The organism is Streptomyces sp. R28, assembly GCF_041052385.1.
Taxonomy (GTDB): Bacteria; Actinomycetota; Actinomycetes; order Streptomycetales; family Streptomycetaceae; genus Streptomyces.
Window position 1 is genome coordinate 3,241,703 of the sequence record NZ_CP163439.1, and the last position, 15,741, is coordinate 3,257,443.

Consider the following 15,741-nt stretch of genomic DNA (forward strand, 5'->3'; position numbering starts at 1 on the left):
CCTCGTCGGCCTCCGGCCCCGGTCGTCCCACACGTCTCACGCGTAAGGAATCGTCACGGACCCGGTGAGGCCCGCACCGCCCCCGGGAGAGACACAGGCAACCCCGACTTCACCCGGCATTTTCTCCCCTTTTGTCCGGATGACAATAGTCGGGGGCCGGTCCACTCGCCTCCCGTGAGGTCCGCCCGACGTGGCGCGCGATCGTTCACATCGCGGGACCGGCCCCCGGAACCGGATCATCCGCCGTACCGTCTGAAGCCCTGACGTCAGCACGGTGCAGGGGCTTGCGGGGATGGAGGGGCTGCGCACAATGGCCGGCTTACTGCGGGAAGGGGTACGGAGGCGGGCCCGAAGCCGAGCCCTCACCCTCGTCCTGACACTGCTCGCCCTCCAGCTCGGACAGCTCGTGGCGCCCGCCTGGGCGTGCGGCTGCGGGGCCATGGTGCCCGGCGACGCGCGGCGCGTGACGGTCGGCCGTGAGGAGTCCGTGGTGCGGTGGGACGGGACGCGGGAGCAGGTCGTGATGCGGCTGACCGTCCGTGGGGACGCCGAGCGGGTCGCGTGGATCATGCCGGTGCCGCGGCGGGCGACGGTGCGGCTCGGCGACCCGGCCCTCTTCGACGAACTGCACGACGTCACCGCGCCCGTGCACCGCGACCGGCACCACTTCTGGCCCCAGGACGGCGACTGGCCCCTGGTGACCGGCGACGGCACGGCCGGCGGCCCGGGCCGGCCCCCGTTCGGCCCCGGACGTACACCTGCCGTGGACGTGGTCGGCCGGCAGCGGCTCGGCCCCTTCGACGTGGCCCGGCTGACCGCCACCGACCCGGGCGCCCTCGACGGCTGGCTGGACAGCAACGGCTTCGCCCTGCCGCCCCGCCTGGCCGGCGCCCTGCGGCCGTACGTCCAAAAGCGCTGGGAGTACGTCGCCGTGAAGCTGGCCCCCGACACCGCCGGCGAGCCGCTGACCGGCACCCTGGACCCGCTGCACCTCACCTTCCGGACCGACGAACCGGTCTACCCGATGCGCCTGTCCCGCCTCGCCGAGACCCCGCAGTCACTGGGCCTGTACGTCCTGGCCGCGCACCGCATGGAACCGGCGTCCCGCATCGGCGGCGAACGCCCCCGCGTCACCTACGCCGGCCGGGTGACGGCGAAGTCCGGCCCGCTGGCCGAGCTGGCGGCCGGCACCCCGTTCCTGACCGCGGTCGGCCAGGAGTTCCCGCACCCCGAACGGATCTCCGGCGACCACGTGCTGCGCCGGTCATCGGCCGACGACACCTTCCAGCAGGTGATCTACGAGAACCGGCTGCGCACGGTGGCCGGCCTTCCGGCATGGCTGCTGACGGTGACGGGCGGACCCGCCCTGGCCGTGGCGACGGCAGCGGTGTTGGCCGTACGACGGTCCCGGCGCCCGGAGACACCGGCGCCTGCGCCGATCGGCTGAATCCACGATCCTTCAGTCCCTGACGGGGAAACGGAAAGGCCCGACGAGGAAAATCCCCGGCAGGGAACGGGGCACGCGACTATGTTCGTCAGGACATCTAGTTAGCGCTTCTACTTACTGCTTCTAACTAGCCATACGAAAGGCAAGGCGATGAGCGAGTCGCAGCTCTGGGACGACGTCGACGAGTACTTCTCCGCCCACCTCTCACCCGAGGACGACACCCTCCAGGCGGCCCTGCGCGACAGCGACGCGGCCGAGCTCCCGCACATCAGCGTCACCGCACCCCAGGGCAAGTTCCTCCACCTCCTGGCCCAGATCCAGGGCGCCCGCAACATCCTGGAGATCGGCACGCTCGGCGGCTACAGCACCATCTGGCTGGCCCGCGCCCTGCCCGCCGACGGCCGCCTGATCTCGCTGGAGTACAGCGCCAAGAACGCCGAGGTCGCCACCCGCAACATCGCGCGGGCGGGCCTGGACAGGATCGTCGAGGTGCGGGTCGGCCCGGCCCTGGAGTCGCTGCCCAAGCTGGCCGACGAGAACCCGGCCCCCTTCGACCTGGTCTTCATCGACGCCGACAAGGCCAACAACCCCCACTACGTCGACTGGGCCCTCAGGCTCACGAGCACCGGCAGCCTGATCGTGGTGGACAACGTGGTGCGCGGCGGCCGGGTCGCCGACGCGGACAGCACCGCGCCGGACGTCCAGGGCACCCGCGCCGCCATCGAACTGATCGGCAGCCACCCGAGGCTGAGCGGCACGGCGATCCAGACGGTGGGCGGCAAGGGCTACGACGGCTTCGCACTGGCGCGGGTGCTGGCGTAAGCGGCGAGGGCCTGGCGGGCAGGCCCTGGCTCTCAAGCCTCCTGATAGAAGCCGACGTTGACGCTACGCGGCTCCGTGCGGTCCTGGATGACGATCTCGCCGCTGCCGCCCCTCGGCAGCGGCACTGTCCCGCCGTAGGCGATCGGCTGCGCGTACTCCCCCACCGTCAGCCGCACTTCGGAGGACGGGTCGGGCTGCGAGCCGCGCAGCCAGCTCACCTGCCAGCTGCCGTCGGGGCCGCACAGGAACTCCAGGTGGACCCGCGAGACGAACAGCCAGTCGTCCGGCGTCGAGAGCCGGCACACCGTCTTGTCCCGGCCCACCCGCAGCACGGCACCCGGCTCGCTGGGCGCGTCGGCCATGAGCATGCCGGCCGTGGCACCCTCGTCCGCCGCGGACACGGCGGCCATGGTGAGTTCGAGCACGTGCGTTCCTCCTGAAACATCCTTGTACAGCAGCCGTTTTGGCCACGACGCCGCATGATAAATCGCCCGGCACCGCCGCGTCCGGCACAATGAACTCATGACCGAGCGAAAGCCCCCCGGCGTCCCGTTCGAGTCCTGGGTCGACAAGCAGATTCACGACGCGCAGGCACGCGGCGACTTCGACAGACTGCCCGGAGCCGGCAAACCCCTGCCGAACGATCTGGAATCCCCGTACGACGAACTGTGGTGGGTCAAACGCAAGATGGCCCGCGAGGGCCTGTCGGTCCTGCCCCCGGCACTGGCCCTGCGCAAGGAGGCGGAGGACGCGCTGACGGCGGCGTACGCGGCGCCGACGGAGCGGATCGTCCGGAAGATCATCACGGACGTGAACGCCAAGATCCGCGACATGCTCCTGAAGCCGCCCCCCGGTCCGCCCCTGGGCCGGGGGCCGTACGACGTCGAAGAGGTCGTACGCGAGTGGCGGGAGCGCCGGGAGGCGGCGAGCGGTCGGCGGGCGGACGACGTCTCAGACGTGTAGGAGTCGTTCCGCCAGCTCGCGGTAGTCGCGCAGAGCAAGCCGAAGCTGCTCGGTGTCGGTGGACGTACCGGGCTGGCCCCCGGCCGCGTCCATGGACTGCCAGGACCCCCGCAGAGTCCGGCGGCGCTGCGCCACCGCCTCGGTCAGGCGGCCGGTGAGCTCTTCCAGGACGTGGTCGGCCTCCTCGACGGCGGTCCGGGGACCGTCGACGAACCCGGAGACCGCGTGCTGCAACCGCAGCTCGAACTTGTCGGACTCGTCGTGCGGGAAGAGCGGCGTGGCCTCGCGCCCGGTCTCCGTGGTGCCGCCGCCCGCCGTCGTGGCGCGCGACTTCGTGCCGCCCTGCTCCGTCCCGCCGGTGGGCGTGACCGTGGCTCCGCTCTTCGCCGGCTCGTAGTCGCTTCCCCTGCCGGTCATGGCGTCCGTCATGTCGCTCAACTCCCCTTCGCGTGACGTCCGGAGAACGTCCACGGCAGATGGCCGCGGTGGCCGTCGGTGTCCCCCCGGGACTCGTGGGGCTCCCGGGAAGCCCTGCGGTGGCGCTCGACCGGGGACGTCAGGTCCTCGAACAGGTCCCGGGCCTCGATCATGGCCTCGCGCATCTCCTCCGTACCCGGCCCACCGCCTTCCTGTCCGCCGCCCACGCGCGCATGGGCGACGCGGTGCACGTGCCGGTAGCCCTGCACATGGTCCGCGTGGTGCACGGACAGTGCGGAGAGCTGCTCCTCGTACTGCGCGCCGTCGGGGAAACCCCGTGCCTGCGCCACGTCCGCGAGCAGCCGGTCCGCCTCGTCGACGGCCTCCTTCGGCGAGTCGACGAAGCGCTCCTGGGCCGCCGTCCAGCGGGCCTCGAACCGCTCGAGCTCGACCGGCTCCAGCGGCCGCTCCCGCAGCCCGCCGTGCCGCTCGACCCGCTGGGCGAGCTCACGCTCGGCGGCCTTGACGTCTCCGTCGTGCCGGGCCACGGCCCGCTCGTATTCGGGCCCGAAGCGCCGCTTCAGACCCCGGCTGCCCTGCGCACCCCGAGTGCGCAGGGCCAGGACGGCCGCGCCGAGCACGACGACGACCGCCGCAATCACGATCAGAATGATCACACCTGTGGACATGTGTGCCGGGTTGCCCGGAAGGCGCCCCTCAAACAGCCGCCAATTTCCCCCACCGGCGTGTCGATCCGCCGGGTGCCCGATCGACACATAGGTGAAGGACATCAAACCGAACCTCCCGAGGAGAGAGCCATGACCGAGGTCATCGCACAACTGTCGATGTCGCTGGACGGATACATCGCGGGCCCGGACTCGGGCCGCGAACACCCCCTGGGCATCGGCGGCGAACGCCTGCACCAGTGGGTGTACGGCCTCCGCAGCTGGCGCAGGGAGCAGGGCATCGAGGGCGGGGCGCACGGCCCCGAGGACGACCTGCTCGCCGACTGGATCAGGCGCCCCGGCGCGGTCGTCATGGGCCACGGCATGTACATCACCGGCGAAGCACCCTGGGGCGACAACCCGCCCTTCCACATGCCGGTGTACGTCGTGACCCACATCCCCCGCGCACCCCTGGTCAAGGAGGGCGGCACGGTCTTCCACTTCGTCACCGAGGGCCCCGAACACGCCCTCGCCCTGGCCCGCGAAGCAGCCGGCGACAAGGACATCTCCCTGGCAGGCGGGGCGGACCTGGTGCAGCAGTTCATCCGCGCCGGCTGGCTGGACGAGCTGCTCCTCCACGTCGTACCCGTCCTGGCCGGCGAGGGTGGACGGCGCCTCTTCGACAACGTCGGCGACAAGCAGATCGAATGGCGAAAGACACAGGTCCTGGACGCGCCGGAGGCGACACATATTCGCTTGCGCGCCCACTAGTTCGCCCTTCGACAATGTCCGGCATGACCTGGACCGTCGCCCCGGAACCCCACGACTCACCCACCGCCACCGCCCTGTGGCGGGCGTACTACACGGAGGTCAGCGACCGCTACTACCTACTGCACGAGGGGCGCCGCACCGACCCGGCCGAGCTGGAACGCGAGATCGCCGCGCGCGACTGGGACGAACTCCAGCCGCCGAAAGGCACGTTGCTGGTGGCCCGCTACGCGGGCGAGCCGGCCGGTTCAGCAGGCGTACGCCTCCTGGACGCGGACACCGCCGAACTGAAGCGGGTGTTCATCCGCGAGCCGATGCGCGGCAAGGGAGGCGGCCAGACCCTCGTACGGGCCGCCGAGGCCACGGCCCGATCCCTAGGCGCCACCCGCATGATCCTGGACACCCGCCACGACCTGGCGGAGGCCCGCGCCCTGTACACATCCCTCGGCTACGAGGAGACAGCCCCCCACAACGACGACATCTACGCCGAGCACTGGTTCACAAAGAACCTTGCCTAGGCAACCCGACACCCCCGCGCCGCCGCACCCGCGCACGGCGGCAAGGGGCCGTGCCGGGGGGGGGCCGCCCGCAGCGGCGGGCGTCAACGCAGGCCACCCCACCCACGTACGGCAACCGCCCAACCGAGGACGGACACCCCCCGGCACGGCCCCGACCCACCACCCACCCGCAGGCGCAACGCGAACCCCCACCCCACCCGCACAGGCCGCCGCAGGCATCCACGCGCACCCCCACCCAGCCCCACAGACCGCCACACCCACCCCGGCCCAACCGCCGGAGGCAACCCGCTCAACCGCCGGAGGCACCCGGCTGCTCCCGATCCGACCCGCACAGCTCCTCGTTCAGCTCCTTCACCAACTGCACCAGATCGGTAGGCCGATCCGGCCCCCACCAGTCCCCCAGCATCTCGGCGAACGACTCCTCCCGCACCTGGGCCAACCGCTCGGCGACCTCCCGCCCCCTGTCCGTCAGCACAAGATCAAGCCCCTCACGGACAGCCAGCCGCCGCCCCTCCACCTGCCGAGCCGCGTCAAGGATCACCGGCAGCGGCACAGTGCTGCGCTCGGCGAGCAGCGCCGGCTCCACCCAGCCGTACTTCTTGGTCCGCAGCAACAGCCAACTGGCCGCGGGCAGCAGGTCGTACCCGGCCCGCTCGGTGATCTCCCGGTACACCTCGCGCCGCCCCTCCCGCGTACCGAGCACGGAAAGCGCCCGGCACACCTCGTCGTACGACGACCGCTCGACGGGGTTGCTGGCCAGCGTCTCGGTCACGTCGGGGGCGGTCACGGACCCCCGCAGCTTGTCCTCACGCAGCAGCCAGGCCAGCACGAACCCCACCAGCGCCACAGGAGCGGCGTACAGGAACACGTCGGTGATCGAGGTCGCGTACGCCTCCAGCACGGCCGGCCGCAGCGCAGCCGGCAGCTGGGCGATGTCGCGGGGATCCGCCTCGAGGCCTTCCAGTGAGACGCCGGCCGGAAGCCGAGCTCCCCGGAACGCCTCCACCAGCTGGTCATCGAGCCGATTGGCGAAGATCGTGCCGAAGATGGCGACACCGAACGAGGCCCCGATGGACCGGAAGAACGTCGCCCCGGAGGTGGCGACGCCGAGATCCGCGTACGAGACGGCGTTCTGCACGATCAACACCAGCACCTGCATGACCAGCCCGAGCCCCAGCCCGAAGACGAAGAAGTAGACGCTCATCTCCCAGGTGGAGCTGTCCATGTCGAGCTGATGGAGCAGCAGCAGACCGATCGTCGTGACCCCGGTCCCGGCGATCGGGAACACCTTCCAGCGCCCGGTACGGCTGACGATCTGCCCGGACCCGGTGGACGACAGGAGCATGCCGACGACCATCGGCAGCATGTGCACACCGGACATGGTCGGGCTGACCCCCTGCACGACCTGGAGAAACGTCGGCAGATACGTCATCGCGCCGAACATGGCGAACCCGACGATGAAGCTGATGACCGCGGAGAGCGTGAAGGTCCGCACACGGAACAGCTTGAGCGGCAGCACGGGTTCCGCAGCCCTGCGCTCCACGGCGACGAAGGCGAAGGCGAGCACCACGCCGAGGACGACAAGCCCGACGGTCCGCGCCGACCCCCAGCCCCATGTCGTCCCCCCGAGGGAGGCCACCAGCACCAGGCAGGTGGCGACGGAGGCGATGAGGAACGTACCGAGGTAGTCGATGACATGCCGCGTCGACTTGTACGGAATGCGCAGGACGGCGGCGATGACGGCCAGCGCGACGACGCCGACGGGAAGGTTGACGTAGAACACCCACCGCCAGCTCAGATGCTCGGTGAACACTCCGCCGAGCAAGGGCCCCAGCACACTGCTCGCCCCGAAGACGGCACCGAACAGCCCCTGGTACCGCCCGCGTTCGCGAGGCGGGACGATGTCGCCGACGATCGCCATGGACAGCACGATGAGCCCGCCTCCGCCGAGCCCCTGCACGGCCCGGAAGGCGATGAGCTGAGCCATGTCCTGCGCCATGCCGCACAGCGCGGAACCGACGAGGAAGATCACGATCGCGATCTGGAAGAGCCGCTTGCGCCCGTACTGGTCACCGAGCTTGCCCCACAGCGGGGTCGCGGCGGTGGACGCCAGCAGATACGCGGTCACGACCCACGACAGGTGATCCAGGCCGCCGAGGTCGCTGACGATGGTCGGCAGCGCGGTGGACACGATGGTCTGGTCGAGCGCGGCGAGGAGCATGCCGAGAAGCAGCGCGCCGATGGAGACGAGGACGTTGCCGGGCACGTTCTCGTGCGCCTCGACTCCCCGCTTCGGGGGCTGCGCGTCACGCACATTTCCCGTCATACCGTGCGCGTCCCCGGCCATGAAGACCTCCCGAGCGAGTCGTTACCCCTCCCATCGTGATCGCTATGCCCCGTTATGGCCTGTCGAGTCCGTTTGGAAGCGATCCTTCCGGGGGTTGGGGAGGCGGCGTGATGAACGTCTGCATAACCTGGGGAGTTCGCGAGGGGAGGGGACGAACGCGTGACAGAGCCGAGGGGAACCGAGGGAGCGAAGGGTCCACAGGACCCGGACGGCCCGCACAGCCCTGACAGCCCGACCAGGCCAGGCGGTCCGGATGGCCCGGACGGCCCAGAGGGCCACCATTGCCCGGAGTGCGGTGCGCCGAGAGCGGCCGACAACACCCCGTCGTGCGGCTGCGGGCCACGCGTGTCCGAGGCCCTGCGCGATGCCCGTACGGCGGAGGCGGCCGCGGCGGAGGACTTCGACCCCCTGCGCATACGCCCGTACGTGGAGCTTGAGGGCGACGGCGAGACGATGCCCCTACGGGCGATACCGCCGACCACATCGCCCCCCACCCCGCCCGCCACCGGTCCGACCTCGATCCTCCCCGCCCCGCTGTCCCCGCCGGTGACGACACCGAGCGCGCGGGACCTGAGCCTGTTCGAGCCGGACACGGACGGGTACGCCGAGGCCGACAGGGGCGGAGCTCCGGGCAGGCGGGCCGGCCACCGCCGTACGCGTACGGTCCTGCTGGGCGTCGCCGGAGGGCTCGTGGCCGTAGTGGCGGCGGCCGGCCTGGCGAGCGGCCTGTTCACCTACGAGACGCCGTCACGGGACACGGCCCTGCCGGACGACGTACGGGCGAGCGTCCCGGTCCCGTCGACCAGCGAGGCCTCCGAGGAACCGTCACCGCCCAGGTCGTCGGCGCGGCCGGCACCGCCGCCCGCACCCGCGTCACCCACGGGGAGCGGGTCCCCCTCACCGTCCCCGTCGAGGTCGAGCGCGTCCCCGACACCATCACGCTCGGCCGAACCCACGACGGCCCCCTCGACAGCCGAAGCCACGGACTCCCAGGAAGAGTCCGCCGCCGCCCGGGACCCCGAACCCCCCACCCTCGGCCGCGGCGACCGGGGCCCCGAGGTCACGGAACTCGAACTCCGCCTGACCCAACTCGGCCTCTACACGAGGAAGGCCGGCGGCACCTACAACGAGGGCGTCGAGGACGCGGTCAGCAGGTACCAGGGGGCACGGGGAATCGAGCCGGAGGAGTACGGGGTGTACGACCTGGCGACCAGGGAGAAGCTGGAGTCGGAGACGACGCAACCGTGACGCCGCCGCGCTGCGAGAGACATTGAAGTTCGCACACGGAGCGAGGAACCCCGGCCGACGCACGGCTGGGGTTCCTCGAGATGGTGAGTACCGGTCAGCAGGTGGGGTCAGCGCCGCAGGGTGAGAACGCCCGGCCGGTACGGCAGTTTCTCGTAGGGGGTGCCCGACGGTGTGTTGGGGTCCCTGCCCTGGTAGAGCAACTGCAGGTTGCAGGGGTCGACGGTCATGGTCTGGTCGGGGTTGTTGCGGACCAGGTCACCGTGGCTGATGTCATTGGTCCAGGTGGCACCGCTGTTGGCCTTGCCCGCGAAGGGGTTGCTCTCGGTGGCGGCCTGCGGGGTCCACGTACCGTTCAGGCTGGTGGCAGTGAAGGAGCGGAAGAAGCGCTGCTCGCCGGCGCTCCGGGCCTCGACGATCATGAGGTACTGGTTCTGGCCCTGGACCTTGTAGACCTGCGGCGCCTCGAACAGGTTCTTCTCCGTGTCGCTCATGATCGTCGTGTACGACGAGCCGAAACTGGACGGGAAGTTTCCGATCGGCATGCTCGCCCGGTAGATCTTGCCGTTGTCACCGGCGAAGAACAGGTACATGTACTGGCCGTCGGCGATCAGGGTCGGGTCGATCGGGACACCGCCCTCACCGGCCGGGAAGCTGGCGGTGAACAGGTCCTGCGGCGCGGACCAGCCGTTGGGGTTGGTCGGGTCGCTGGACGTGCGGTAGGTGAAGGTCCAGTTGGTGCCCCAGCCCAGCGAGGCCAGCACCCAGATGTCCTTGGGCGCGAAGTAGAACAGCTGGGGTGCCACCGCACCCTGGTTCATCTTGGTCTGGGCGGCCGACGCCATGTCCGACCAGTTCGTGAAGGGAGCGAACCCCATCGAGCCCCAGTTTCTGGTTGCTGGCGCCGGTGCAGTTCCAGATCTGCACCGCCGTCTGGTTGGCCGTACCGCCCCCGGCGACATCCAGGCACAGCCCGGACTCCACGCCGACGATCGTGCCGTCGGCGTTCGCCCGCCACTGCTGGTTCGCGCCGCCGTTACAGGTGTAGATCGCGACCCGGGTCCCGGCCGTGCTGGCGTGGCCCGGAACGTCCAGGCACTTGTTGCCGTAGACGGTCAGCTGGTTGCTGTCCGTCAGCGTCCACTGCTGGTTGGTCCCGCCTGTGCAGTCCCAGATCTGCATGAGCGTGTCGTCGGTCTGGCTGAAGCCCGGCACATCGAGACACCGGCCGGAAGCGACACCGCGCACGGAGCTGGTGGTGGCCGCCTGAGCCGGGGCGGCGACGAGCAGCGCCGCCAACGAGACCAGGGCCGCGACCGCGGCGGCGAGCACGGCAGGCAGATGCCTGCGGCGGGAACCACGTCTGTGCATGGGGACCTCGTGATACTTGGTGAGCGGTTCCGGTTGGCCCTGTCGGAGGCTGGCCGGACTGTTGATGTGGTGCGGTTCGCAGCGGTCCGTGGACACCGGGCCGACCCCCCGGTTTCTTCGGGCCCGAGACCGGGGCCCGCACAGGACGGAGCTGCGGAAGGGGACGGCTCAACGGCATACCGCGCCCCACCTGAAGAGGGCGTCGAGCGTCACCGAGACAGGTGGAGCGACTTCAACCCTGTTCGCAATACCGAACGCTGCTCGAAGTGTCGAGCAGCCTGGATAATAGAGAATCTGCGAACGGCGTCCATACGTTCCACATGATTCGGGAACAACGCCGAAACATTTACGGGACAGGGTGCCCTGGAACACCAGCCGGTCCGGATGCCTCTTGCGCCCGAGTGCACCGAGGTGTGATCGTGTCGCCCACCGGCGACAAAGCACCAAGTGGCGGGCGACCGCCCCGAGTACGCACGACGTGAATCGCGACCCTGCCGGCCGCGCAGAACGCCGGCGCGGGCCTGGCACAAGCCACCGCGATGGGCTACCGCGGCAACCCCTCCCCGCCGCTAGGCGACGTACAGCCGGATCTCCCCACCCGCCGCAGCCTCGACCCGCACCTGCCGCAAGTCGGCCACGACCACATCCGGCCCATGGGACCCGGCCCGCGACCCGACCCCCACGACCCGCATCCCCGCGGAGCGCCCCGCCTCGATCCCGGCAGCCGAGTCCTCGAAGACGACGCAGTCCGCCGGTGCGACCCCCAGTTCGGCAGCGCCCTTCAGGAACCCCTCCGGGTCGGGCTTGCTCGCGCCCACCGACTCCGCGGTCACCCGCACCTCCGGCAACTCCAGCCCGGCCGCAGCCATCCGCGCCGTGGACAGCGCGACGTCGGCCGACGTGACGAGCGCGTGCGGCAACCCCCGCAGCGAGGCGAGAAACTCCGGCGCCCCCGGAATCGGCACCACGCCCTGCACATCCGCCGTCTCCTCGGCGAGCATGCGCGCGTTGTCCGCGTGGTTCTGCTCCATCGGCCGGTCGGGCAGCAGCAGCGCCATCGAGGCGTGTCCCTGCCGCCCGTGCACGACCTTCATCACCTCGTCCCCGTCCAGCCCGTGCCGCTCGGCCCAGCGACGCCAGATCCGTTCCACGACGGCGTCGGAGTTGACGAGGGTGCCGTCCATGTCCAGCAGGAGAGCACGGGCGGTGAGCACAGTGGGCGTGGTGGGCACGGGGGTGGCCGGCATCAGCAGCTCCAGGACGAGGGGCACCGGGGGTGCAGGGGTGGCCCCCGGGAGGGACAAGGTGGCCCCGCCCGCCGGTCAGGGAAAACGGGCGGGAACCACTTTGTTCCTCCACGGTACAAAACCGAGGCCCGATCCCGCTACCGCCTCCAGAAACCGTTCACCGACAGTTCAGCTCAGCCCCGGCTCAGCCACTCGCCCACGACTCACCCGCAGCCGCAGCCGCAGCCGAGCAGCCCACCCACGACCACTCCCCCTCCCAGCCACTCGCCCTCGACCACCCCGGCCCACCCCCGCCTCACCCGGCGATCGCCTCCCACAGGCTCCACACCCCGAGTCCCAGCATCACCAGCGCCGCCACCTTGGTGATCAGCCGCAGCGGCACCCGCCGCATCAGCGCCTTCCCGCCGACGATCCCGATCCCCGCCACGGCCCACAGCGCCAGCACCGCACCGAGCCCGACCGACAGCGGATCGTCGTAACGCGCCGCGAGATTCGCCGTCATGATCTGCGTCAGATCCCCGAACTCGGCGACCAGGATGAGCATGAACCCGGCCCCGGACACCTTCCAGAAGGACTGGTTCTCCGGCTTGCGGACCTCCTCCTCGTCCTCGTCCCCCTTCATGAGCAGCACCGCCGCGCCGCCCAGGAACAGCACACCCGTCACTGCGTGCACGATCTGCTGCGGCAACAGCGTCAGTACGCTGCCGGCCGCCACGGCCAGCGCGACATGCACCGCGAACGCGGCGGCGACACCGGCGAAGACATAGGAGGCGCGATAGCGCGTACCGAGGACGAGCCCGGCGAGCGCGGTCTTGTCGGGCAGTTCGGCGAGGAAGACGACGCCGAAGACGACCGCCGTCACGGTGAAGCTGATCAAGGTTCCTCAATCGGTCGGGGCCGCCCCACCGAGAGCTTGTCACTGCGCTACGACACCTCGGCACGGCAGCACACTCGTCGCCCGTGCCGTACGACACAGGCGTGCACTGCTTGCCGAAGGTCTCGCTGGCCGACCTCATGAACGAGGTCCGCCTCCGGGCGCCGGCTCAGGCGAGCTGAGCAGTATGTCGACGGTCCGGCGAAGAGCTACTCCCCTTCTGCGCCGACCATCGTACGTGATGCCGTCGAACGCCCCGTCGAGCGATTCACAGCAAGAAAGTCCCGCACTCAACCTTGCCGTGTCATGTGCGCGTCATTAGCTTCTTACCTGACGCACACCTCCCCGCAACACGGCGCGGCGAGCATTCGATCGCTCACACGCCAACACCCCCACCCCCCAAGGGAGTTCGCATGTCGAAGTTCTACGCGCGTCGACGGGTCAGCATACTCGCGGCCCTCAGCGGCCTCATAGCCTCCGTCGCACTGTTCAACGCCCCGACCGCCTCGGCGGCGCTCCCCACGCCCGTCAGCGGCGCCACCGCCCGCGGTTACCTGGCCCAGCTCACCGTGGCCACCGAGGACCGCACCGGCTACGACCGCGACCTCTTCCCGCTCTGGATCACCCAGTCCGGCACCTGCAACACCCGCGAGGTCGTCCTCAAGCGCGACGGCACGAACGTCGTCCAGGACTCCTCCTGCGCCGCCACCAGCGGCAGCTGGTTCTCCCCGTACGACGGCGCCACCTGGACCGCCGCCTCCGACCTCGACATCGACCACCTCGTCCCGCTGGCCGAGGCCTGGGACTCCGGTGCCGGCAGCTGGACCACCGCCCGGCGCCAGGCCTTCGCCAACGACCTGACCCGGCCGCAGCTGATCGCCGTCACCGACAACGTCAACCAGGCCAAGGGCGACCAGGACCCGGCCACCTGGATGCCGTCGGTCAGCTCGTACCGCTGCACCTACGTGCGCGCCTGGGTCCAGGTGAAGTACTACTACGGCCTCTCGGTCGACTCGGCGGAGAAGTCCGCCCTGACGAACTACCTCGCGAACTGCTGACGGGGTACTCACGGGGTGCTGACGGAGTTCGGCAAACCGTGACCTGCGGAACCTCCCCGCCCTCCTCCGTCGTTCCGTACCGTACGGGGCGACGACAGAGGTGAGCCGAAGGGGCGCGGCGGAGGCGAGGGGACGAACGCGCGGAGGCCCGAAGGGCTGAGCGCGATCGCCCCCTCGCCTCCGGCCGAGAGCGCCCCGGAGGCGAACCGACCGAGGAAAAGGGCGGGCGATCACGTGGCTGAACTGCGCCTGGGTCCACTGCTGAGGTACGCCGACGGCTCGGCCGCGACCGTCTGGGTCGAGGCGACCCGCCCGTGCGCCGCCGAGGTGCGGGGCGCGGAGGGCGCCCGCGGCACCTCCCGCACGTTCCAGATCGCGGGCCACCACTACGCCCTGATCCCGGTGACCGGCCTGACTGCGGGGTCCGCACAGTCCTACGAGGTCCTCCTCGACGGCACGCGCGTGTGGCCGCTGCCCGGCTCCCCGTTCCCGGACTCCGTCATCCGCACCCCTGCCGACGGCGACGCCGTCCGCCTCGCCTTCGGCTCCTGCCGTTGGGCCGCGCCGCCGGCCGGCGAGAAGGACCCGGTCGGCCCGGACGCCCTGGACACGCTGGCCGCCCGGCTCGCGGCCGACCCCGACGGTGAACGGCCGGACGTACTGGTGCTGCTGGGCGACCAGGTGTACGCCGACGAGACCTCCAAGGCGACCCGGCGCTGGCTGGCCGCCCGGCGCGATCTGAGCGAGCCGCCGGGCGACGAGGTCGCCGACTACGAGGAGTACACCCGGCTCTACTACGAGTCGTGGCTCGACCCCGAGGTGCGCTGGCTGCTGTCCACCGTGCCCAGCTGCATGATCTTCGACGACCACGACGTCATCGACGACTGGAACACCTCCGCCGCCTGGCTCGCCGACATGCGGGCCACCCCGTGGTGGCGGGAGCGGCTACTGAGCGGGCTGATGTCGTACTGGGTGCACCAGCACCTCGGAAATCTGTCGCCGGACGAGCTGGCCGCCGACCCGCTCTTCGCCGCCGTACGCGAAACCCCTGACGGCACCGACCTGTTGCGCTCCTTCGCCTGCAAGGCGGACACCGAACCGTCCTCCGTCCGCTGGAGCTACCGGCGCGACTTCGGCCGCGTTCGGCTGCTGATGGTGGACACGCGGGCGGCCCGGGTGCTCGACGAGGACGCTCGCTCCATGCTCGACCCGGGCGAGGCGCGGTGGCTGCGCGAGCAGGCGCTCGACGGGAGGGGGACATACGACCACCTCCTTATCGGCACCTCCCTGCCCTGGCTGCTGCCGCATCTGGTGCACGACGCCGAGGCGTGGAACGCGGCCCTGTGCCGGGGCGAGCGCGGGGAGCGCTGGGCGCGGTTCGGGGAGGACCTGCGGCGGCGGGCGGATCTGGAGCACTGGGCGGCGTTCCCGTCGTCCTTCGACGCGCTGGCGGAGCTGATCGCCGAGGCCGGCTCGGGGGCTCAGGCGCCGGCGACGGTGTGTGTGCTGTCGGGGGACGTGCATCACGCGTATGTGGCCGAGCCGACCTGGCCGACGGGGAAGGGGCCGGACGCCCGCGTCTTCCAGCTGACCTGCTCGCCCGTCCACAACGCCATTCACCTGGCGATCCGGATCGGCTTCCGCTTCGGCTGGAGCGGCGCGGCCCGGACGCTCGGCCGGTGGTTCGCGGGCCACGGGGGCTGTCCACGGCCGCCGATCGACTGGCGCCGGACGGGCGGTCCCTGGTTCGGCAACCAGCTCATGACCCTGACGCTGCGCGGGCGTACGGCCCGGCTGCGGCTGGAGCAGGCACGGGCGGGGCGGGGTGCGGGGGCGAGCGGGAGTGCCGGCGGGGGTGCCGGGACTGCGGGAGCTACGGGGGCGCGGTTGCGGACGGTGGCGGAGTCCGAACTCGCCCCGTAATCGTCTTGTTCCGCCTGCTTGTCACCGCTGTGTCAGGTGATGCTCGTGATGCATCCCACACTCGCTCACCCCGGGT

At 70.8% G+C, this 15,741-nt stretch carries 14 protein-coding genes and 1 pseudogene; 8 read left to right on the plus strand and 7 right to left on the minus strand.

The genetic code is table 11. The features are described from left to right. The first annotated feature begins 310 nt into the window (after positions 1-310). Both AB5J49_RS14250 and AB5J49_RS14255 read left to right on the plus strand, forming a co-directional pair. Positions 311-1,447, plus strand: coding sequence for a DUF2330 domain-containing protein (locus AB5J49_RS14250; RefSeq protein ID WP_369169006.1), 1,137 nt, complete (start codon positions 311-313; stop codon positions 1,445-1,447). A 150-nt stretch (positions 1,448-1,597) separates the two neighbouring features. Next, complete coding sequence (locus AB5J49_RS14255) at positions 1,598-2,269, plus strand: O-methyltransferase (RefSeq protein ID WP_369169007.1); 672 nt, start codon at positions 1,598-1,600, stop codon at positions 2,267-2,269. 32 nt (positions 2,270-2,301) lie between these two features. Here AB5J49_RS14255 and AB5J49_RS14260 read toward each other — a convergent pair whose 3' ends face one another. Beyond that, positions 2,302-2,694 carry a hypothetical protein gene (locus AB5J49_RS14260; protein ID WP_369169008.1) on the minus strand — a complete coding sequence of 131 codons (393 nt, stop codon included), beginning with the start codon at positions 2,692-2,694 and terminating at the stop codon, positions 2,302-2,304. A 97-nt stretch (positions 2,695-2,791) separates the two neighbouring features. Between AB5J49_RS14260 and AB5J49_RS14265 the strand changes: the two genes are divergently transcribed. Continuing rightward, positions 2,792-3,232: a DUF1992 domain-containing protein gene (locus tag AB5J49_RS14265; protein WP_369169009.1), complete on the plus strand. Its 441-nt coding sequence runs from the start codon at positions 2,792-2,794 to the stop codon at positions 3,230-3,232. Here the strand turns inward: AB5J49_RS14265 and AB5J49_RS14270 are convergent. Together AB5J49_RS14270 and AB5J49_RS14275 are read right to left on the minus strand one after the other, a co-directional pair. Beyond that, positions 3,221-3,703 carry a hypothetical protein gene (locus AB5J49_RS14270; RefSeq protein ID WP_369169010.1) on the minus strand — a complete coding sequence of 161 codons (483 nt, stop codon included), beginning with the start codon at positions 3,701-3,703 and terminating at the stop codon, positions 3,221-3,223. The two genes, AB5J49_RS14265 and AB5J49_RS14270, sit on opposite strands and share 12 nt — an antisense overlap. Further along, positions 3,667-4,338 carry a hypothetical protein gene (locus AB5J49_RS14275; protein WP_369169011.1) on the minus strand — a complete coding sequence of 224 codons (672 nt, stop codon included), beginning with the start codon at positions 4,336-4,338 and terminating at the stop codon, positions 3,667-3,669. Before AB5J49_RS14275 ends, AB5J49_RS14270 begins: the two co-directional genes overlap by 37 nt. Before the next feature lie 129 nt (positions 4,339-4,467). On the opposite strand from AB5J49_RS14275, the gene AB5J49_RS14280 reads away from it, so the two are divergent. Then, positions 4,468-5,085, plus strand: coding sequence for a dihydrofolate reductase family protein (locus tag AB5J49_RS14280; RefSeq protein WP_369169012.1), 618 nt, complete (start codon positions 4,468-4,470; stop codon positions 5,083-5,085). Between the two features lie 23 nt (positions 5,086-5,108). Beyond that, complete coding sequence (locus AB5J49_RS14285) at positions 5,109-5,600, plus strand: GNAT family N-acetyltransferase (RefSeq protein ID WP_369169013.1); 492 nt, start codon at positions 5,109-5,111, stop codon at positions 5,598-5,600. 289 nt (positions 5,601-5,889) lie between these two features. Here the strand turns inward: AB5J49_RS14285 and AB5J49_RS14290 are convergent, their stop codons facing one another. Further along, on the minus strand, positions 5,890-7,926 hold the full coding sequence (locus AB5J49_RS14290; RefSeq protein ID WP_369169014.1) for an MDR family MFS transporter: 2,037 nt from the start codon (positions 7,924-7,926) through the stop codon (positions 5,890-5,892). A gap of 366 nt (positions 7,927-8,292) precedes the next feature. Here AB5J49_RS14290 and AB5J49_RS14295 point away from each other — a divergent pair, with 366 nt between their 5' ends. Further along, positions 8,293-9,195, plus strand: a complete 903-nt coding sequence (locus AB5J49_RS14295) for a peptidoglycan-binding protein (RefSeq protein ID WP_369169015.1) — start codon at positions 8,293-8,295, stop codon at positions 9,193-9,195. A gap of 107 nt (positions 9,196-9,302) precedes the next feature. On the opposite strand, the pseudogene AB5J49_RS14300 reads toward AB5J49_RS14295, so the two are convergent. From AB5J49_RS14300 to AB5J49_RS14310, 3 genes and pseudogenes are all read right to left on the minus strand, one after another. Next, positions 9,303-10,563: pseudogene (locus AB5J49_RS14300) on the minus strand (non-reducing end alpha-L-arabinofuranosidase family hydrolase). 569 nt (positions 10,564-11,132) lie between these two features. Continuing rightward, positions 11,133-11,810, minus strand: a complete 678-nt coding sequence (locus AB5J49_RS14305; protein WP_369169016.1) for an HAD family hydrolase — start codon at positions 11,808-11,810, stop codon at positions 11,133-11,135. Positions 11,811-12,105: 295 nt separating this feature from the next. Continuing rightward, a complete protein-coding gene (locus AB5J49_RS14310; protein WP_369169017.1) occupies positions 12,106-12,687 on the minus strand; it encodes a TMEM165/GDT1 family protein in 582 nt (193 codons plus the stop codon). A 410-nt stretch (positions 12,688-13,097) separates the two neighbouring features. On the opposite strand from AB5J49_RS14310, the gene AB5J49_RS14315 reads away from it, so the two are divergent. Both AB5J49_RS14315 and AB5J49_RS14320 read left to right on the plus strand, forming a co-directional pair. Then, positions 13,098-13,742 (plus strand): HNH endonuclease family protein, encoded by a 645-nt coding sequence (locus AB5J49_RS14315; RefSeq protein ID WP_369169018.1) that lies wholly within the window; start codon positions 13,098-13,100, stop codon positions 13,740-13,742. 234 nt (positions 13,743-13,976) lie between these two features. Then, on the plus strand, positions 13,977-15,665 hold the full coding sequence (locus AB5J49_RS14320; protein WP_369169019.1) for an alkaline phosphatase D family protein: 1,689 nt from the start codon (positions 13,977-13,979) through the stop codon (positions 15,663-15,665). The last annotated feature ends 76 nt before the right edge of the window (positions 15,666-15,741 follow it).

Bases quoted from the DNA above. Each gene is read 5' to 3' on its own strand.
- AB5J49_RS14250 (WP_369169006.1), top strand. From the start codon at position 311: ATGGCCGGCTTACTGCGGGAAGGGGTACGGAGGCGGGCCCGAAGCCGA.
- AB5J49_RS14255 (WP_369169007.1), top strand. From the start codon at position 1,598: ATGAGCGAGTCGCAGCTCTGGGACGACGTCGACGAGTACTTCTCCGCC.
- AB5J49_RS14265 (WP_369169009.1), top strand. From the start codon at position 2,792: ATGACCGAGCGAAAGCCCCCCGGCGTCCCGTTCGAGTCCTGGGTCGAC.
- AB5J49_RS14275 (WP_369169011.1), bottom strand. From the start codon at position 4,338: ATGTCCACAGGTGTGATCATTCTGATCGTGATTGCGGCGGTCGTCGTC.
- AB5J49_RS14280 (WP_369169012.1), top strand. From the start codon at position 4,468: ATGACCGAGGTCATCGCACAACTGTCGATGTCGCTGGACGGATACATC.
- AB5J49_RS14285 (WP_369169013.1), top strand. From the start codon at position 5,109: ATGACCTGGACCGTCGCCCCGGAACCCCACGACTCACCCACCGCCACC.
- AB5J49_RS14290 (WP_369169014.1), bottom strand. From the start codon at position 7,926: ATGACGGGAAATGTGCGTGACGCGCAGCCCCCGAAGCGGGGAGTCGAG.
- AB5J49_RS14305 (WP_369169016.1), bottom strand. From the start codon at position 11,810: ATGCCGGCCACCCCCGTGCCCACCACGCCCACTGTGCTCACCGCCCGT.
- AB5J49_RS14315 (WP_369169018.1), top strand. From the start codon at position 13,098: ATGTCGAAGTTCTACGCGCGTCGACGGGTCAGCATACTCGCGGCCCTC.